The organism is Gordonia hydrophobica NBRC 16057 (assembly GCF_001592365.1).
Lineage (GTDB): Bacteria > Actinomycetota > Actinomycetes > Mycobacteriales > Mycobacteriaceae > Gordonia > Gordonia hydrophobica.
This window is the reverse complement of sequence record NZ_BCWU01000007.1, coordinates 41799-58778: the sequence shown is the minus strand read 5'-3', so window position 1 is coordinate 58778 and position 16980 is coordinate 41799. Positions and strand designations below refer to the sequence as shown.

Sequence of the window (16980 nt, the reverse complement as noted above, 5' to 3'; positions counted from 1 at the left end):
GGAAAGGTCGCGCGGGGATGGGATCGGGGGTTGTCGCTGGGGTCTATTCAACGCGAAGTGCCGTTTGTGTCGAATAGGATCGGGAATTGACTGTTGTATTCGCTCATCGGCGACTGTTCGGCCTTCATGCTCGTCGCCCGGGAGGTGACCTTGCTGGTCGGGCGGATCCTGATGCTCGAACTGAAGATCCGGTATCACTGGGACCGATTGCCGGGGCGCGCGCAGTCACACGCTGATGCGGGTGCGGCGTCGGCTACCGCGCCCCCAGCACCATCCCGATCGGTGCGCTGACGATGAGAATCGTGAGAATCGCCAGGTAGGCGTACGCCAGCACGCTGCGCGTCCGGATCAGCCCGTGCCCTGCCCACCACGTCAGCGCGAGGACCAGCAGCAAGAGCACGGCACCGACGTTGATGGTCACCGACGATGACAGCAGCCCGCCGAGCATGACGACGACGTTCGCGACCGCCCACCCGCTGAGCTGGACGATCTGAAGGGGGACCGGAACCGGCGTCGGCAAGTGTTGTTGCGCGATGCCGATCGCGATGAGTGCGACGCCGCCGACCAGCACCAGGTAGGCGGCGAGCCAGCTGCCCTTTTCCAGGTCCAACGGTCCGGTGGCGGCTGCCACCAGCCCGCCCACGACGACGAGGGCGGCACCGCCTGCGGTGTGCGCGTCGATGCCGATCTGGCGCGTGGTCACTGATGATCTCCTTCGGTCAGCGAGGCATAACAGTGATCGTCGTCGACGAAGGGGTCGAGTCCGGCCAGTGTCACGCCGGTGCTGTGCATCGACAGCACCCCTTGCATGATGCCCCGGTGAACCGCGCACGTGATGCCGGGGCGCTCGCGCGCCAACTCGAGGAACGGGCACCGATTCAGCCGAACGCCCCCGCAGGACTTCTGGGGAGCGAAGCCGAATTCGTCGAGCACCAAAATGACGTCATCGACCGGATCGGTCTGCGTATCGGCCTGTTCTCGACCCCACGCGCGCCCGGCCTCGGCGGCCTGCTGCTCGGCGCCGGGCAGCTTGGCGAGCGCCCGGACCAGCACGCCGGCCAGCAATTCGTAATTCCGTGGGCCGGACGGATCCATCGCTCGTCGGGCACGGTAGAGCAGTCGCGGGCGACCCCGACCGGTCTGCTCGGCGGTCTCGGCGGTGACGAGCCCGTCGTCCGCCAGCGCGCGCAGGTGGAATCGGATGGTCGTCGCCGGGATGCCGCAGTCGGCGGACAACTCGGTGACGGTCATCGCGGTTCCGGCGTCGCGGAGGGCGTCGAGGATCGTCGAGCGCATCGGGTCAGTCGTCGCCCTGGGGCGGTAGGGCGGCGACGATCGGCGCGTCGACGCCGGTCGGGCCGAGCTTCATGGCGCCGCCGGGAGAGCCGAGCGGGGCGTCGCGGCCGGGGAGGGCCTTCTCGAAGAAGTCGGCGTTGTCGGTGGCGTAGGGAACCCACTCGTCCGGCAGGTCGTCCTCGTAGAAGATCGCCTCCACCGGGCACACCGGTTCGCAGGCGCCGCAGTCGACGCACTCGTCGGGATGGATGTAGAGGCTCCGGCCGCCCTCGTAGATGCAGTCGACGGGGCACTCCTCCACACAGGCGCGGTCCATCACGTCGACGCACGGCTGCGCAATCACGTAGGTCATCAGATCACCGATTCGGGTTGAAGGGTTCGATGGTGAGGGAGGGCTCGCGGTGCGAATGGACCGTGAGGTAGTTGAGCCCGTCCGGGCCCGCCGTGAACGAGCGCTCCGAGTGGTGCGGCAACCACAGCAGATCGCCCGCGGTGATCGGGACGGGGCCGATCTCGGTGCCGAGCGTCCCCGATCCGGAGATCACGTGCACCAGCACGTCCACCTCGCCACCACGGTGGGTATTGATGGCGCCCTCGGCGGCCAGTCGGATCAGGTTGGAGTCGAGTCCGCGACCGCGGAAGTCGAGCTTCCATGCGACGTCGGCGGCGTCGACCTCCCGTTGCGTCAGCTCCGCGGTGTTGCCGAGCTTGCGCGCGGGCGCGGCCTCGGTGGTCTTGCTGATCCGGATGCGATAGTCGCGCTTCTCGCGGACCAGGTACTCCCAGCCGTAGCCGCCCGGCACCTTCTCCTCGAACTCGTCGTGCAGGTGGCGCGGATCGTGGTCATTGACCAGGATGAGCGCTTCGCCGACGGCCAAGGAGTCGAAGATGCCGAAGATCTTCGGGTGTCGCGCAGGTTTCTCGATCTCGCGAACGTCCAGGGTGACGTCGGGCATGGGCCGGTCCTCTCAATAAAAACAATAGGCTGTTGTATAAAATCTAGCCCCGGTGAGAAGGGTCCGGCAATGGTGACGTTGGTCCCGATCTCAGGCGGGGGCCGACCTGTGCGGCGCTGTGGCGGACCGCGTCGCCCAGACGTAGCAGCTCATCGACGGGCATCGTTCGATCGGGGCGTGCGACCAGTGCCGCCACCACCGCTCCGGTGTCGTCGAAGATCGGGGCGCCGACGCTGACCGCGCCGACGTCGTCGACCAGTTCGTCGGGCAGGTAGTCGATGGCGGATAGTTCGGAGACCAGGCCTGCCATGCGGGATCGCAGCTCGGCCGACATCTCGTCGAGGTGCCTGAGCGCGTCGATGATGGCGCGATGGTCGTCGGTGATGCGCTCGATGGAGTACCCGCGGTCGCGGACGGCCGCCAGCACCGCGGTCAGTCGCGGCCGCTGATCGGCGGGGGCGCGCTGCAGCCAGGCCGCGCGCGTGTCGTCGTCGGACCACGCGATGAACTCGCGGCAGAGTGGAGGTCGCAGTTGCATGCTGCGCACCGGCGGCGCCGCGGGTGTGGACCCCGGGGGCGAGTCCGGCGCCAGTTGATCGGTGACCGTGATGGTGTCGCCGTCGCGCTGAGCCAGGAAGGCGGGGAGGCCGGTGGCGTGGACCAGTGACTGCAGTGCCGGGGCGGCTGCTGCGGCGACGACGTCGACGCGTGCGGCGCGCCGACTGGCGGCGAGGAAGATGACGCCCAGGGTGAGCGTGTTGTCTCCTCGGCGGGTCAGCCAGCCGAGGGTGCAGAGCTGCGTCACGATGGCATGGGCGGTGCCGCGCGGAATCCCCGTCGCGCGGACGATGTCCGCGAGGGTCAGGCTGGTGTCCGCGTGTTCCACCAGTAGGGACATCACGTCGACGACGCGACGCGTGGGCGGAGAGGATTGACGCTCCGTCCCGTCGTCGCCTACCGTATCTGTCATATTGTCAACACTATGTGTCGACTATTCGACACGTCAAGGGAGTGGGTGCCGATGATCACCTCACCGGACGGAACCGGATCTGCCGCGATGGTCGGGACCGGACCCCGGTACGACCTCACCACGCTCGAGGAGCTGGAAGCGGAGTCGATTCACATCTTCCGTGAGGTCGCCGCCACGTTCGAGCACCCGGCAATGCTGTTCTCCGGCGGCAAGGACTCGGTCGTCATGTTCCATCTGGCGCGCAAGGCGTTCTGGCCCGCTCCGGTCCCGTTTCCTCTCATGCACATCGACACCGGACACAACTTCGACGAGGTGATCGAGTTCCGCGATCGCGTGGTCGCCGAGACCGGCGTCGGTCTCATCGTCGCGAGCGTGCAGGACGACATCGACGCCGGCCGTGTGGTCGAGCAGACCGGTCCGGGCACGTCGCGCAACCGCCTGCAGACCACCACACTCCTGCGCGGCATCACCGAGAACCGTTTCGACGCGGTGTTCGGCGGCGCTCGGCGCGACGAGGAGAAGGCGCGCGCGAAGGAGCGCTTCTTCAGTTTTCGCGATTCGTTCGGAGCGTGGGATCCGCGGAATCAGCGCCCGGAACTGTGGAATCTCTACAACGGACACTGTGCGCGTGGCGAGCACATCCGCGTGTTCCCGCTGAGCAACTGGACCGAGCTCGACATCTGGAACTACATCGCGCAGGAGCGGATCGACCTCCCGTCGATCTACTATGCGCACGACCGCGAGGTGGTCCCGCGTGACGGCATGCTCCTCGCGAAGACGCGGTTCCTGGAGACCTACCCGGGCGAGACCGCCCACACCGAACACGTCCGTTTCCGGACCGTCGGCGACGCCACGTGCACCGGTTGCGTCGAGAGCGACGCCGACACCCCGGAGAAGGTGATCGCCGAGGTCGCGACCACGCGGGTCACCGAGCGCGGAGCCACCAGAGCCGACGACCGCATCTCCGAGGCGGGGATGGAAGATCGCAAGAAAGAGGGCTACTTCTGATGAGTTCTGCCACCCGGGCGGGTGCCCAGCCCGACGTCGTCGCCCCCGCTGAACTGCTGCGGATCGCGACGGCGGGCAGCGTGGACGACGGCAAGTCGACGCTCATCGGGCGCCTGCTGTACGACTCGAAGTCGATCCTCACCGATCAGCTCGAAGCCATCGAACGCACCAGCGCCAAGCGCGGTGACGAACACGCGGACCTGGCGCTCCTCACCGACGGCCTGCGCGCTGAGCGCGAGCAGGGCATCACGATCGACGTCGCCTACCGCTATTTCGCAACGGCGACGCGGAAGTTCATCATCGCCGACTCGCCCGGCCACGTGCAGTACACGCGAAACATGGTGACCGGGGCATCGACCGCCGACGTCGCGATCATCCTCATCGACGCGCGCAAGGGGGTGCTGGAGCAGACGCGTCGGCACGCGTTCCTGTCGTCTCTGCTCGGGATTCCCCATCTGGCGGTCTGCGTCAACAAGATGGACCTCGTCGACTACTCCGAAGCGCGGTTCGAGGAGATCCGTGACGAAGTGGTCGCGTTCGCGGCCAAGCTCAACGTCACCGACCTCTCGTTCATCCCGATCTCCGCGCTGCGCGGTGACAACGTGGTGGACCGCTCCGAGGCGATGCCCTGGTACACCGGTCGGCCGCTGCTGAGCCATCTGGAGAACGTCTACATCGCCTCCGACCGCAACCTCCGCGACGCCCGCTTCCCTGTCCAATACGTGATCCGGCCGCAGCGCAGCGATGGATTCGACCACCGGGCATTCGCGGGCACCATCGCCGGCGGCACGTTCGCGGTCGGCGACAAGGTGGTGGCGCTGCCCGGCGGTTTCGGCACCACGGTCAAGAAGATCTGGGGGCCCGGCGGCGTCGAACTCGACGAGGCCTTCGCCTCGCAGGCCGTCTCCATCGCACTGGACGACGAGATCGACATCGTCCGCGGCGACATGCTGGTCCGCCCCAACAACCGCCCGCACGTCGGCCGCGAGATCGATGCGATGGTCTGCTGGTTCTCCGAGTCGTCGCAGCTCGCGCCGGGTGCGACCTACCGCATGCTGTGCGGCACCCGCGAGACCAGGGTGCGCGTCGACGGCCTCAACTATCGGCTCGACGTCAACACCCTGCACCGGGACGAGGCAGCGAAGGCGCTGACTCTCAACGAGATCGGGCGCTTGTCGCTGCACGCGCAGCGGCCGGTGATGTTCGACGAGTATCGACGGAACCGCGCCACCGGCAGCTTCATTCTTATCGACGAGGTCACCAACGCGACTGTGGCCGCGGGCATGATCACCGCGCCGCTGGCGCACGATACCCAGGTGGTGTGGCAGTCCACCAAGGTGACCCGCGATCACCGCTCCCACCGCGGCGCCACGCTGTGGCTGACGGGCTTGTCGGCGTCGGGGAAATCGACCATCGCGATGGAATTGGAACGCCGCATCGTCGCCGAGGGGCGACCGGCGTACCTGCTCGACGGCGACAACCTCCGGCACGGGTTGACCAACGATCTGGGCTTCGGCGACGACGACCGCAGGGAGAACATCCGTCGCACTGCGGAAGTCGCCGCGCTCTTCGCCGATTCCGGCGCCGTCGCGCTGGTCTCGTTGATCAGTCCGTTCGCGGCCGAACGGCAGCGGGCGCGCGAGATCCACGAGGCCGCAGACCTGCCGTTCTTCGAGATCTTCGTCGACACGCCGCTCGAGGACTGCGAGTCCCGCGATCCGAAGGGGCTGTACGCGAAGGCGCGGGCCGGCGAGATCGCACAGTTCACCGGTATCGACTCCCCGTACGAGAAGCCGGAGAACGCCGACCTGGTGATCCGTCCCGGCGACGGGCCCCCGGCCGAGGTGGCCGAGCGGATCCTGCGAGAGTTGGGGTTGTAGGGGCAGGCGGGGTTGCCGCAGTCGGCGTAGCCGTCGCCGGGTCGGACGTTGCAGTAGCTGTCGTCGAGTATCGACAGTTCGCGAATGCGTTGCCGATGATCGGGAGCGGGATCTGAGCGATCAGCAGGGCGATCGCGGTCTCTCCGGGGCGTGCCGTTCCACCAGAGGCGATCCGTCGGCGTGGTGCCGAGATCACCGCATGATGGCAGTGGAGGGCTCGCGATGCCTGCGGTCCTCACGACGTTCTCGATCAACTCCGTGCTCGCTCCGCTCGCAGGCAGCACTCGACCAACGTGGGGACGATCATCACCGGGAATCAATCATCTCGACGCCGCACGCGTCGCGCCCCCGGTGTGATGCCGGAGGGGCGCGACATGCGGGCGGGGCATGCCTCAGCGCGCGGCGGCCCGGACGTCGGCGTCCTCGTCGGTGGCCGCAGTGGACATCAACTCGGCGACGACCGGGTCGTCGGACCACGGTCGCAGCGTCTGGACGGCGGCTTTCCGCACGTCGCCGTGGGGGTCGGACACCAGCGGCGCCAACGCGGACACCGACTCCTCGCCGGGCGCCACCGCCAGCCCCGTCGCCGCCCCCTTGCGTACCTGCCAGGCGTTGTCGCGCAGGGCCTTTCGCAGGAGCTTTCCGTCGGCGTCCGGATCGCCGAGTGTCGACAGGGCGGCCAGGGCGGCCGCGCGCACCAGCGGATCGGGATCGATCGCCAGTCGTCGCAGGGTGTCCGCGCCCGCCCCGACGGTCGCGAGTCCGTGCGCGGCCACCACCCGCACCTCGCGGTCGGCGTCGTCAGCGGCTCGCGCGATCGACGTGGCATCGTCGAGCGACACCAGACCGCGGATCGCCTCGATGCGGACCCGATGGTGTGTATCGCCGAGGAAGCGTGCGAAGAAGGCCGCCTCGGCCTCCTTCAACGCGCGCAGTACGTCGAGCACCCCGGCGCGCACCAGCGGATCCCCGGAATCGGCGGCCTCGTGCAGCGCCGACACGAAATCGGGCTTGCCGACGAGTACCTCCACCAGCTCGCGGAGCGCGTCGACGGCGCTGCGGCGGACGCCGCCGTCGACGTCGCCGAGCGCAGCGGCCAGCGCCAGCTCGAACTCCGGCGGAGTGTGCTCGGTGAGGGTGGCCACCGCGGTGCGGCGCACCGTCGCGTCGTCGTCTGCCAGGTAGTCGGCGATCTCGTCCACGGTCACCGACTCCAGGGCGACCAGTTCGGCGATCCGCGGTGACAACGCCTCACGCTGCTGCGGCGCCGCGCCGGGGCGCGCGACGGGCCGGGGCGACGCGCCCGCGAGCAGGCCCTCGCCGGGGCCGGTGCGCACCGTCGGCTGCCGGATGCCGATCACCGAACGATCCTGCGGTGGAAGGTGATCCAAGCCGTCGACGGGCACCAGATAGGGGGCGACGGGCCTGCCGAGGAACTCCATCTCGCCGTCACCGTTCTTGCGTACGTTGAGGTGGTAGCCCCAGTTCGCATCGTCGCGCTCGGTGAGGTCGTCGCGCTGATGATAGAGCCCCCAACGGCTTTCGGTGCGGGTCAGGGAGCTCCGGGCGGCGAGCTCGGCGCAGTCGCGGATGAAGGTGACCTCGGCGCAGCGCATCAACTCGTGCGGGGTCCGCCCGCCCATCTGCGCAATCTCGCCCTTCATGCGCTCGAAGGTCTCGATGGCGATGCCGAGCTTGTTCGAGGTCTTCGGCGGTGCGACGTAGTCGTTCACGAACCGGCGGAGCTTGTACTCGACCTGCGGCTGAGGCGGTCCGTCCGGGTTCGCCAACGGCCGGTAGATCAGTGCGTGGGCGTCGGCGATCTGGTCGGCGGGCAGCTTGCCCGGCGCGTCCACGGTTTTGGCGCGGTCGCTGGCGTGACCACCGGTCAGCTCGCCGTAAACGAAGGCACCGATCATGTAGTTGTGCGGCACGCAGGCCAGATCGCCCGCGGCGTACAGGCCGTCGACCGTGGTCGCCCCGTTCTCGTCGACCCACACGCCGGACGCCGAATGCCCACTGCACAAGCCGATCTCGGAGACGTGCATCTCGATGTCGTGCGTGTGATAGCTGTGCCCGCGGTTGGCGTGGAAGGTTCCGCGGGTCGGCCGCTCGGTGGTGTGCAGGATCGACTCGAGGGTGTCGATGGTCTCGGTCGGCAGATGGCTGACCTTCAGATAGATGGGGCCGCGGGCAGAGTCGATCTCCCTGACCACCTCGCTCATCATGTCGCCCGACCAGTAGTCCGAATCGACGAAGCGGTCGCCGTCGGCGTTCACCTGGTATCCGCCGAACGGGTTGGCGACGTAGGCGCAGGCGGGCCCGTTGTAGTCCTTGATCAGCGGATTGATCTGGAAGCATTCGATCCCGCTGAGCTCGGCCCCGGCGTGGTAGGCCATTGAGTAGCCGTCGCCGGCATTGGTTGGGTTCTCGTAGGTGCCGTAGAGGTAGCCCGAGGCGGGAAGGCCGAGACGGCCGCACGGACCGGTCGCGAGAATCACCGATTTGGCACCGATCACGTAGAACTCCCCGGTGCGGGTGTGCAGGGCGGCGGCACCGACGGCACGACCGTTCTCGGTGAGGACCCGGACCGGCATCAGGCGGTTCTCAATGGTGATCTTCTCCCGCATCTCGCGGCGGCGCAGCACTCGGTAGAGGACCTTCTTGACGTCGCGGCCCTCAGGCATCGGCAGAACGTACGAGCCAGACCGGTGCACGCGTCGCACCGCGTACTCGCCGTACTCGTCCTTCTCGAACTTCACCCCGTACCGCTCGAGCCGGGAGATCATGCCGAAGCCGCGAGTGGCGGTTTGGTAGACGGTCTTCTGGTCGACGATGCCGTCGTTGGCGCGGGTGATCTCCGCGACGTAGTCCTCCGGGGTGGCCTTGCCGGGGATCACCGCGTTGTTCACCCCGTCCATGCCCATGGCGAGCGCGCCGGAGTGCCGGACGTGCGCCTTCTCCAGGAGGAGCACCTGCGCGCCGTTCTCGGCGGCGGTCAGCGCCGCCATCGTGCCCGCGGTTCCCCCGCCGATCACCAGGACGTCGCAGTCCAGGCGCCGGGCGTCGGCGAGGTCGGGAGCGGTGAAGGTCTGCGGGTCGTCGGGGGTGCTCATGCGGTGGCTTTCTGCTGTGCGGCAGGAGGGTGCACTGCTGCCGCGGTGGGAGAGACGAGGGCTGCGGCGACCGCGGTGCGGGTCGCGTCGTTCGCGGAAGAGGAGGTGCGCGGTTCGGGCACGTCGACGATCGCGCGGACCGGTTCACCGGCGCGGCCGAGAACGACGATCCGGTCGCCGAGCAACACCGCCTCGTCGATGTCGTGGGTGACGAAGACGACGGTGGCCGGATGGGCGGTCAGGGTGCGGATCAGCAACTGCTGCATGGATCTGCGGGTCTGAGCGTCGAGTGCGCCGAAGGGCTCGTCCATCAACACCGCCCGGGGTGCGCCGGCGAGGCCGCGAGCCAACTGCACGCGTTGCCGCATGCCGCCGGACAGCTCCCGCGGCAGGTGATCGGCGAAGTCGTCGAGCCCGATCTCGCCGAGCCAGCGGTCGGCTTCGGCGCGCCGCCGGCTGCGCGGAACACCGCGCAGAGTGAGGGCGAGCAGGATGTTCTTCCGGACGGTGCGCCAGGGGTGCAGGGCGTCGTCCTGAAAGACCATCGCGCGGTCGCGGGACGTGCCGGTGACCGCTTCGCCGGCGACGGCGATCGTGCCGTCGTCAACGGGGCGCAGCCCGGCGATCGCGCGCAGCAGCGTCGACTTGCCGCAACCCGACGGGCCGGTCACCACCAGCACCTCGCCGGCGGGGATGGACAAGGTGAGGCCGTCGACGATGGTCCGGGCGCCGTGCCGCAGGGTGGCGCCGGTGATTTCGATCGCGGTACTCATGCCTTCTGCTCTCCTCTCGGCAGCCATCGCGTCATGCGCCGGCCGCACAGTTCGATGGCGCCCGAGGTCGCGGCGCCCAGCGCGGCGATGGTGAACATCCCGACGAAGACACCCGGGTAGTCGACCACCGTGTAGCTCTGCCAGGTCTGGTAGCCGATCCCCAAGCGACCGGAGATCATCTCGGCGGAGATCAGGCAGATCCAGGCGACGCCGATCCCCACCGAAAGGCCACCGAAGACGCCCGGCATGATCCCCGGGAGGATCACCCGGAGGGTCACGTCGCGACGGGTGCCGCCCATGGTCAGCACCGACTCCTCCCAGATGGTCGGCAGTGCGCGGACGGCGTGCCGGGTGGACACAATGATCGGGAACAGCGCGGCCAGGAAGGTGATGAACACCATGCCCGCCTCGTCGGTGGGGAACACCAGGATCGCAATGGGAACCAGGGCGATCGCCGGGATGGGGCGGGCCAGTTCGGTGAGGGTGCCGAGGGTGTCGCCGGCCACGCGGGACCGTCCGAGTGCGATGCCCAGCGGGACCCCGACGGCGGTCGCCAGGGCGAAACCGATCCCGATACGGATCAGCGACTGCCCGACGTCCAGGTAGTACTGCTGCGTGCCGAACCGGTCGCCCCACGCCGACAACACCTCCAGTGGTGAGGGGACGGTGTCGAAGTGCAACCACGCGACCACGTTGTTCGCCGCCAGCACCTGCCAGAGAACGACAACGGCCGCCACGGTGGCCAAGCGCAGAGCCCAGCGGGAGAGCGAGACGGCGGACCCGCCACCGGGCCGTGCGGATCCGGCAGGCAGCGCCACAGCGTCGGTTCCATCCAAGTGGGCGGCGTCCTCGACCGGGGTGGACTCGATCAGGGGGTGCGTGGCGTCGACCGGGCGGGCCCCGGGGACGGTGCCCGCGGTCACGACCGCACCTGCGCGATCGCGTCGTCGTAGCTGACGGAGACTGCGCCGGGATTGTTCTCCCGGTAGGTGCGGGCGCTGTCGGCGGTGGTGAAGGCCTCGAAGCGATCCCCGTTTCGCAGCCAGACCGAGTGGTCGGCGAACCAGCGGGTCCCCAGGACCGGATCGGTCACGTACGCGGCCGTGACCTTCTTGTTCTGCGCCTTCGCGTCACGGACCAGGCGGAGCACGGCCGTGGCGTCGTCGGTCTTGGTCGTGTCGTCACCGTCGTACCAGACCTCGCCGACCGCGACCGACTCGTTGCCGGTTCGCGCGAGCAGAGCGGGATAGTCGCCGCCAGTGTCGGCAACCGCCGAGCGCAGCGGTGCGTCGTCGACGAAGCTGTCCAGGTCGACGGGGTTCGGGAAGCTGCCGATGGACTTCAGGTACGGCTTGTCGGCGGCGAGCGCTTCGATCAACGAGGGCTTGAGCGCTGGATTGAAGTCGGTGCCCCCGGGTCCGTTGTAGAGGTAGACCACCTCCGGTGGCAGCCCGCTGGCGTCGGCGACCTGCTTCGCGGCGGTCAGGGGATCGGAGACCAGTGCCGCGGTGGCATCCAGTTGCGCTGCGAGGAAGGCCTCGACCACCTCGGGATGGTCCTTCACCAGGGTGTTGCGTGCGATGGTGCCGTGCAGAGTCGGTCGGCCGAGTTGGGCGCCGTCGTAGATCAGCTTGGCCTTGTGCTGGAACACGAGCAGCCCGGGCCAGGCGACGAACTGGGCGAGCGCGTCGACCTTGCCGCTCTCCAGCGTGGAGGCGCCGACTTCCGGTTGCTGGTTGGAGATGGTCACCTCGTCGGACGGGACGCCGACCTGATCCAGGCCGGCCAGCAGAGTGCCGTGGCCGGCGGAGCCGACACTGGCCGAGACTCGCTTGCCGCGCAGGTCCTCCACCGAGTCGATCGGTGAATCCGGTTGCGCCACCACCATGTTGAGCGAGCCCTTGGGGGAGGAACCGGTCACCGAAAGAATCGATGTCGCGGTGGCCGGGTCGGCGTTGGCCCGGGAACCGTTGATCAGCATCGGGTAGTCGCCCATCGACCCGATGTCGATCTTCCCCGCGATCATTCCGGTGGTGATGGGTGCGCCGGTGTCGTAGTCCTCCCAGCGCACCGAGTACTTGGTGCCGCTCGCCTCGCCGGCCTGCTCGAGACGCTTCTCGAAGTCGCCGCGAGCGCGAAGCAGTGTGCCTGCGGTGACGGTGTTGATGGTCTTGGACTGATATCCGACCACGATCTGGGTCGTGTCACCCGCATCGTCGGGCGATAACGAGCACGCGGTGGCACCGACGCCGACCGCTGCGATCAGGACGGGGGAGAGTAAGTACCGGATTCTGGACATGAGGGGACCTCACAGGGGCTGGGTCGTACTGGGGCTGGGTCGTACTGGGGCTGGGTCGTACTGGGGCTGGGTCGAACTGGGGCTGGGTCGAACTGGGCGAAGGGCTGGTCAGCGCAGCAGGTACGGCATGTTGACGGTGACGGCGCCGGTGGGGCAGCGGATGGCGCACGGCCCGCAGTACCAGCATTCGTCGACGTGCATGAACGCTTTCCCGGACTCGGGATTGATCGCCAGCGAGTCGAGGGGGCACACCTCGACACACAGCGTGCAGCCGTCGATGCACAGCGATTCGTCGATGGTGACCGGGACGTCGGCGCGGTTGTTGACCAGGGTCATCGGGCTTCTCCATTCGGGTGGGTGTCCCGCAGCGCCGTGGCGTGCAGGGTGATGCGGTCGCTCCGCATCCGGAGGTATTCGAGGTCGACCGGCCGCGCTTCGGGGCCGAGGCGCGCCAGACGTTCGATCAGCAGGAGCGCGGTGCCGGCCGGGACATCGAGGTTGGCGGCCGAGTGCGGGTCGGCGCTGGCGGCCTCCACACTCTGCTCGGCTGAATGCAGACGCTGTCCGGAGACTCGTTCCAGCAGAGTGAAGACGTCGGTGTTCTCCAGGTCGTGGTCCAGGATCGGCACGCCGACGTCGGAGGCCAGGTAGGTGAGATCGAGGCTGACCGGCTCGTCGTCGAGTAGCCGGAGCCGCTCGATGTAGACCACCTCGGCACCAGGGGCCAATGCCAAGCGGCGGGCGACTGCGGCCGGGGACCTGACGAGTGTGGCCACCCGGACCTCGTTGCGCACCCGGCCGTGCTCCACCAGGGTTTCTTTCAGGCCGCGCAGCGCATCGATGCCGTGTTCGGCCTTGCGTCGGACGACGTGCGTGCCGATGCGGGGTGCGCGGTCGATCTGCCCCTGGCTGCACAGCAAGGCGAGGGCATCGCGGATGGCATTGCGGGAGACGCTGAACTCGGCGGCGAGTTGCTGCTCGTCGAGGGCGCCGGTGCGTTCGCCGCGGTCGATTCCGCGCCGCAGCACGTCCGCAACGACGCGGGCATCGTCGGCCCGGCGGCGGCGTGTCTGATCGCTCGTTTTCGGCATGGTGTGGAGCCTAAGGGCACAGATCGATGCTGGTCGGGGCTGCGCAGTCGGGGTCGTCGGCCGGTGGCTGATCCCGCCATGGCTGACGTTGCCTGCGTCCGCGTGACCTGGGCGGACGTCCGGGGAGTCGCTGATTCCGCCACCGCGGTCCCGGTCCCGGAAGTTCAATTCAGTGCGGGCGTAACTCCGGCGAGCACCGCGGCGGTCCGTCCATGCCGACGGGGCGACCCGTCAGCGGGTGGTGGCCAGGGCGCGGTGCACGTCGGATGCGGTGATGGTCATCAGTTCGGTGTCGGTGAGGCCGGCGAGGTCGTCGCCAGCGGCGAGCCGGTGTTCGCGTTCCTCTTCGGCGGCTTCGAGGACGTTGCGGACGAACCGGCCGTTGCCCGCGACGTCGGTGCCGCGACGCGGGCCCGCGGGGGTGTCGACGACGTCGTCGTACAGTTCGGTGAACGCTTCGGACAGGGCGGCGGCGGCTTCGCCGCTGAGCCGGGCGTCGCGGCGGTCTGCGAGTACCTCGGCGATCCGCGTCAGTTCGCCCGGGGTGTAGGAGGTGAACCTGATCCGTCGGGCGAAACGGGAGGCGAGGCCTTCGTTGGCAGCGAGCAGCCGATCGATCTCCTCGTCGTATCCGGCGATGATCACCACCAGCCGGTCACGATCGTTCTCCATCCGGGCCAACAGCGTGTCGATGGCCTCACGTCCGAACGCGTCGCCGCCGGACAGCCCCTCCTGCACGAGCGTGTAGGCCTCGTCGATCAACAGCACACCGTCGAGGGCGCTGTCGATGACGGCCGACGTCTGTGGAGCGGTGGATCCGAGGTGTTGACCGACGAGGTCTCGGCGACTGACCTCGACCACGGTGTCGGTCGTGAGGAGGCCGAGCGCACAGTACAGTCGTGCGACCAGACGCGCGATCGTCGTCTTGCCGGTGCCGGGTGGGCCGGTGAAGGCCAGATGCAGACTGCGCGACTGCGTCCGCAAACCCTTTTCGGCTCGGATCTGGGCGAGGGTCACGGTGGCGCGCAACCGTTCCACCTGATCCTTGACCGCCGCCAGGCCCACCTGCGCGGCGAGCTCGTCGGTCACCGCGCGCAGGGCGTCGTCCGACCTCGACGGCAGCGCCGTCTCGGTCCCCGCCGCGGCCGCGGCAGAACGGTCAGTCGATTCCTCGCCGACCACCAGTCGGTACGACGGGTCGGCCAGCGCGCGGCGGGCTTCGGCGAGTCCGGGGTCGAGAGCGAACGCCTCCTCCAGGCACCCGCGCGCCGTCACCTCGTCGCCGCGGGTGCGCAGTGCCATCCCGCTCAGGAACAGCGCTTGTGCCCGCGCATTGACGAGGACGGAGGTGCGGACCCGCTCCAATCTGCGCAACCCCTCGTCGAACAGGCCCAAGTGCACGCAAGCGGTGCCTGCGAGAAAGTCGGCGGCCGCGGCCAGGACGTCGTCGGGCCACGCCAGCGAACCGACGACGTCGAGGACCTCGGGCCACCGCCGCGTCCGCAAGGCCACCAGGGCGCGACAGAAGGCGACGGACGGATCGTCAGGGGCGTCGATGAGGTCGAGGGCGTCGCGGGCGCCGGTCGTGTCGCCGCCCGCGAGCAGCGAGGCGGCATAGGCAGCGGCGGCATCGACGGGCCCGGTGATCGGCAGATCGACGAACATCCCGGTGGGGAGGTGTCCGACGAGATGTCCGGCGGGCACGCCGAGCCGACGTTGGCTGACGCCGATGCTGTCGCGCGTGCGGTACAGGCCGAGCAGGCAGGGGCCGGACCGGTCGCCGGCGGCGACGCGACCGAGCCAGGCGTCGCCCATCGTCGGATCGATCTCCGAGGCGCGGACGAACGCTCTCAGTGCCCGGTCGCGGTCGGGCGGTGCATCTCCGAGCAGGACGCCGACCCCGGCGGCGAAGTACTCCCGCGCGGCAACGCGCGCAGTCTGATCATGGCTCGTATTCATCGCAATCCCCCCGAAACGCTCATGGCCATCACGAGAATAATGCTTCCGACTCGCCAGGATGGTGAAACGGCGGTTCGCCGACGCGCTCGAGGGCACAACGACTGACGGGACGAGACGACATGAGCTTTCGCTACACGAGCGTGGACGACGATCCGCACTATTGCCCGGACCCGACGGCCCCGGTGAATCGGGAGACGTCGCTCGCGGACCACGCCGGCGTGCTGATCGTGCTCACCGCCGCGGTCACGGTCGCCTGCGGGACCGCGGCGTGGGCACTCGGCGGTGTCATCGGACAGGGCTGGAGTCCGTGGCTTCTCGCCGCCGCAGTCTTCGGGTTCGCCGCGATCGGGTGGATCGCGCCGCGCGTGGCAGGGGAGACGGTCGCGGGCGGATTCGGTTACGGCCGACTCGGGACCGCCACCGTCTCGGGTCGGGAACTGAAGGCGCCGGAAGTGCTGGGCGCCGCGCAGCTGTGGCCCACGGTGGCCGGGGCGTCGATCGGAGTGCCCGGAGGACTGGCCGTGGCCGCCGCGACGGCCCGGAACCACTCCGGCGTGCTCGTCTGTGCGGCGGTGGTGACAGCGCTCGTCGGTGTCGCCGCAATCAGCGTCGTCACGATCCGCGCCGTCGCGGGCTGGCGGATCGCGCTCGCCCACGACCTCGCGCTCCGTCACCTCCGCGCCACCGGCACGGCGACCGTCGCGACCGTCACGGACGTCGAGTTCACCGACGAGTGGCTCGACAGTCGGCCGTTGTTCGTCCTCACCGCCGTCGTCGACGGACTGCCCCCGCTGCGCTTCCGTTACGCCGACTGGCCGTTCTGGGCGCCGGTGCCCGGGACCGTGTTCCGGGCGTTCATCGGCGACGGACCCGCACCTGCCGTCGCACTCGAGCGCCGGTACGTCGGCGGCCCGCGCCCCGCCGACGTCGACGCACTGCGCCGACCGCATGCCGGTGGCGACGCCCCGGCCGCCGGTGCACTGGTCCCCGCCTGGGCGCAGGCGGTCGACGGCGGTGACGGCGCGCCCGCACCCGACCTGCTGACGTCGCCGCGGACCCCGGCCGACAACGCGTCGGCCGCGAGCAACGTCTACGGAGCGGCGATCGCCGCGGCGGTCCTGCACGCGCTGGTCGGCGTGCCGATCCTGCTGTGGGGCGCGTGGCCTGCAGCGCCTGCGCTGCTGGTGGCCGCGGGGTGCTGGGCGTGGTCGGCGCTGGTCGCACGACCGGCGGAGTTGCGGGCCGGTGGTCGCCGAGCACTGGACCGGGCCGCGCCGATCCTCGTCGGCGTCCGGTGCGCTGCGGTGCTGGACGTGGTCGCGGTCGTCGTCGCGGTGTGCGCGCCGCGCGCCCCGGGCACACTGACCATCGCGTTGGTCGCGTGCTTCGTCTTCGTGTTCTTCGCCGTCAACGTGGTGGTGGCGCTGGCCGAGCTGGTGCAGTTCCCGGCGGATGGGTCGAGGCAGCCGATCGACCTGGTCCAAGAGGCGTCGACGACGGGCGATCCGGAGGCGTACGGCGCCGTCGTCGGCATCGCACGGACCGAGCGTCCAAGATTGTTTCCGGTGTACCGCACACCGCGCTGATCCGGCGATGTGGGCGAGCGTCCGAGCAATCGGTGCGCTGGCATAG

General features: G+C 69.2%; 15 protein-coding genes. 3 read left to right on the top strand and 12 right to left on the bottom strand.

Annotated elements, in window-relative coordinates:
* Positions 1-253 precede the first annotated feature (253 nt).
* The 5 genes from GH2_RS12815 to GH2_RS12795 are packed head-to-tail and all read right to left on the bottom strand — an operon-like array spanning position 254 to position 3222.
* A complete protein-coding gene (locus GH2_RS12815; RefSeq protein WP_066168619.1) occupies positions 254-703 on the bottom strand; it encodes a hypothetical protein in 450 nt (149 codons plus the stop codon).
* Entirely contained in the window at positions 700-1296 is a 597-nt protein-coding gene (locus tag GH2_RS12810; RefSeq protein WP_066168617.1) for a helix-turn-helix transcriptional regulator, read from the bottom strand. The genes GH2_RS12815 and GH2_RS12810 overlap by 4 nt, the downstream gene beginning before the upstream one ends.
* A gap of 4 nt (positions 1297-1300) precedes the next feature.
* On the bottom strand, positions 1301-1648 hold the full coding sequence (gene fdxA, locus GH2_RS12805; RefSeq protein ID WP_066168613.1) for a ferredoxin: 348 nt from the start codon (positions 1646-1648) through the stop codon (positions 1301-1303).
* A 4-nt stretch (positions 1649-1652) separates the two neighbouring features.
* Positions 1653-2252 (bottom strand): DUF2249 domain-containing protein, encoded by a 600-nt coding sequence (locus GH2_RS12800; RefSeq protein WP_066168610.1) that lies wholly within the window; start codon positions 2250-2252, stop codon positions 1653-1655.
* 43 nt (positions 2253-2295) lie between these two features.
* A complete protein-coding gene (locus GH2_RS12795) occupies positions 2296-3222 on the bottom strand; it encodes a helix-turn-helix domain-containing protein (RefSeq protein ID WP_084247480.1) in 927 nt (308 codons plus the stop codon).
* A gap of 87 nt (positions 3223-3309) precedes the next feature.
* Here GH2_RS12795 and cysD point away from each other — a divergent pair, with 87 nt between their 5' ends.
* A complete protein-coding gene (gene cysD, locus GH2_RS12790; RefSeq protein WP_066169182.1) occupies positions 3310-4230 on the top strand; it encodes a sulfate adenylyltransferase subunit CysD in 921 nt (306 codons plus the stop codon).
* Positions 4230-6110 carry an adenylyl-sulfate kinase gene (gene cysC, locus GH2_RS12785; protein WP_066168607.1) on the top strand — a complete coding sequence of 627 codons (1881 nt, stop codon included), beginning with the start codon at positions 4230-4232 and terminating at the stop codon, positions 6108-6110. The genes cysD and cysC overlap by 1 nt, the downstream gene beginning before the upstream one ends.
* A 392-nt stretch (positions 6111-6502) precedes the next feature.
* Here the strand turns inward: cysC and GH2_RS12780 are convergent, their stop codons facing one another.
* From GH2_RS12780 to eccA, 7 genes are all read right to left on the bottom strand, one after another.
* Positions 6503-9226 carry a fumarate reductase/succinate dehydrogenase flavoprotein subunit gene (locus GH2_RS12780; protein ID WP_066168604.1) on the bottom strand — a complete coding sequence of 908 codons (2724 nt, stop codon included), beginning with the start codon at positions 9224-9226 and terminating at the stop codon, positions 6503-6505.
* Positions 9223-9999 (bottom strand): ABC transporter ATP-binding protein, encoded by a 777-nt coding sequence (locus GH2_RS12775; RefSeq protein ID WP_066168601.1) that lies wholly within the window; start codon positions 9997-9999, stop codon positions 9223-9225. Before GH2_RS12775 ends, GH2_RS12780 begins: the two co-directional genes overlap by 4 nt.
* Positions 9996-10811 carry an ABC transporter permease gene (locus GH2_RS12770; protein WP_239588889.1) on the bottom strand — a complete coding sequence of 272 codons (816 nt, stop codon included), beginning with the start codon at positions 10809-10811 and terminating at the stop codon, positions 9996-9998. Before GH2_RS12770 ends, GH2_RS12775 begins: the two co-directional genes overlap by 4 nt.
* A gap of 107 nt (positions 10812-10918) precedes the next feature.
* A complete protein-coding gene (locus GH2_RS12765; RefSeq protein WP_066168598.1) occupies positions 10919-12298 on the bottom strand; it encodes an ABC transporter substrate-binding protein in 1380 nt (459 codons plus the stop codon).
* Between the two features lie 108 nt (positions 12299-12406).
* Positions 12407-12634, bottom strand: coding sequence for a 4Fe-4S dicluster domain-containing protein (locus GH2_RS12760; RefSeq protein ID WP_066168595.1), 228 nt, complete (start codon positions 12632-12634; stop codon positions 12407-12409).
* Positions 12631-13389 carry a GntR family transcriptional regulator gene (locus GH2_RS12755; RefSeq protein WP_066168590.1) on the bottom strand — a complete coding sequence of 253 codons (759 nt, stop codon included), beginning with the start codon at positions 13387-13389 and terminating at the stop codon, positions 12631-12633. Before GH2_RS12755 ends, GH2_RS12760 begins: the two co-directional genes overlap by 4 nt.
* A 231-nt stretch (positions 13390-13620) precedes the next feature.
* A complete protein-coding gene (gene eccA, locus GH2_RS12750) occupies positions 13621-15348 on the bottom strand; it encodes a type VII secretion AAA-ATPase EccA (protein ID WP_066168587.1) in 1728 nt (575 codons plus the stop codon).
* A 119-nt stretch (positions 15349-15467) separates the two neighbouring features.
* On the opposite strand from eccA, the gene GH2_RS12745 reads away from it, so the two are divergent.
* Complete coding sequence (locus GH2_RS12745) at positions 15468-16934, top strand: hypothetical protein (protein ID WP_066168584.1); 1467 nt, start codon at positions 15468-15470, stop codon at positions 16932-16934.
* Positions 16935-16980: the final 46 nt, after the last annotated feature.

What these genes read in the sequence shown, in the direction of transcription:
- GH2_RS12745 (WP_066168584.1), top strand. Translation starts at nt 15,468, where the DNA reads ATGAGCTTTCGCTACACGAGCGTGGACGACGATCCGCACTATTGCCCG.
- GH2_RS12755 (WP_066168590.1), bottom strand. Translation starts at nt 13,389, where the DNA reads ATGCCGAAAACGAGCGATCAGACACGCCGCCGCCGGGCCGACGATGCC.
- GH2_RS12810 (WP_066168617.1), bottom strand. Translation starts at nt 1,296, where the DNA reads ATGCGCTCGACGATCCTCGACGCCCTCCGCGACGCCGGAACCGCGATG.
- GH2_RS12765 (WP_066168598.1), bottom strand. Translation starts at nt 12,298, where the DNA reads ATGTCCAGAATCCGGTACTTACTCTCCCCCGTCCTGATCGCAGCGGTC.
- cysD (WP_066169182.1), top strand. Translation starts at nt 3,310, where the DNA reads ATGGTCGGGACCGGACCCCGGTACGACCTCACCACGCTCGAGGAGCTG.
- GH2_RS12795 (WP_084247480.1), bottom strand. Translation starts at nt 3,222, where the DNA reads ATGACAGATACGGTAGGCGACGACGGGACGGAGCGTCAATCCTCTCCG.
- GH2_RS12775 (WP_066168601.1), bottom strand. Translation starts at nt 9,999, where the DNA reads ATGAGTACCGCGATCGAAATCACCGGCGCCACCCTGCGGCACGGCGCC.
- fdxA (WP_066168613.1), bottom strand. Translation starts at nt 1,648, where the DNA reads ATGACCTACGTGATTGCGCAGCCGTGCGTCGACGTGATGGACCGCGCC.
- GH2_RS12800 (WP_066168610.1), bottom strand. Translation starts at nt 2,252, where the DNA reads ATGCCCGACGTCACCCTGGACGTTCGCGAGATCGAGAAACCTGCGCGA.
- cysC (WP_066168607.1), top strand. Translation starts at nt 4,230, where the DNA reads ATGAGTTCTGCCACCCGGGCGGGTGCCCAGCCCGACGTCGTCGCCCCC.
- GH2_RS12760 (WP_066168595.1), bottom strand. Translation starts at nt 12,634, where the DNA reads ATGACCCTGGTCAACAACCGCGCCGACGTCCCGGTCACCATCGACGAA.
- GH2_RS12780 (WP_066168604.1), bottom strand. Translation starts at nt 9,226, where the DNA reads ATGAGCACCCCCGACGACCCGCAGACCTTCACCGCTCCCGACCTCGCC.
- eccA (WP_066168587.1), bottom strand. Translation starts at nt 15,348, where the DNA reads ATGAATACGAGCCATGATCAGACTGCGCGCGTTGCCGCGCGGGAGTAC.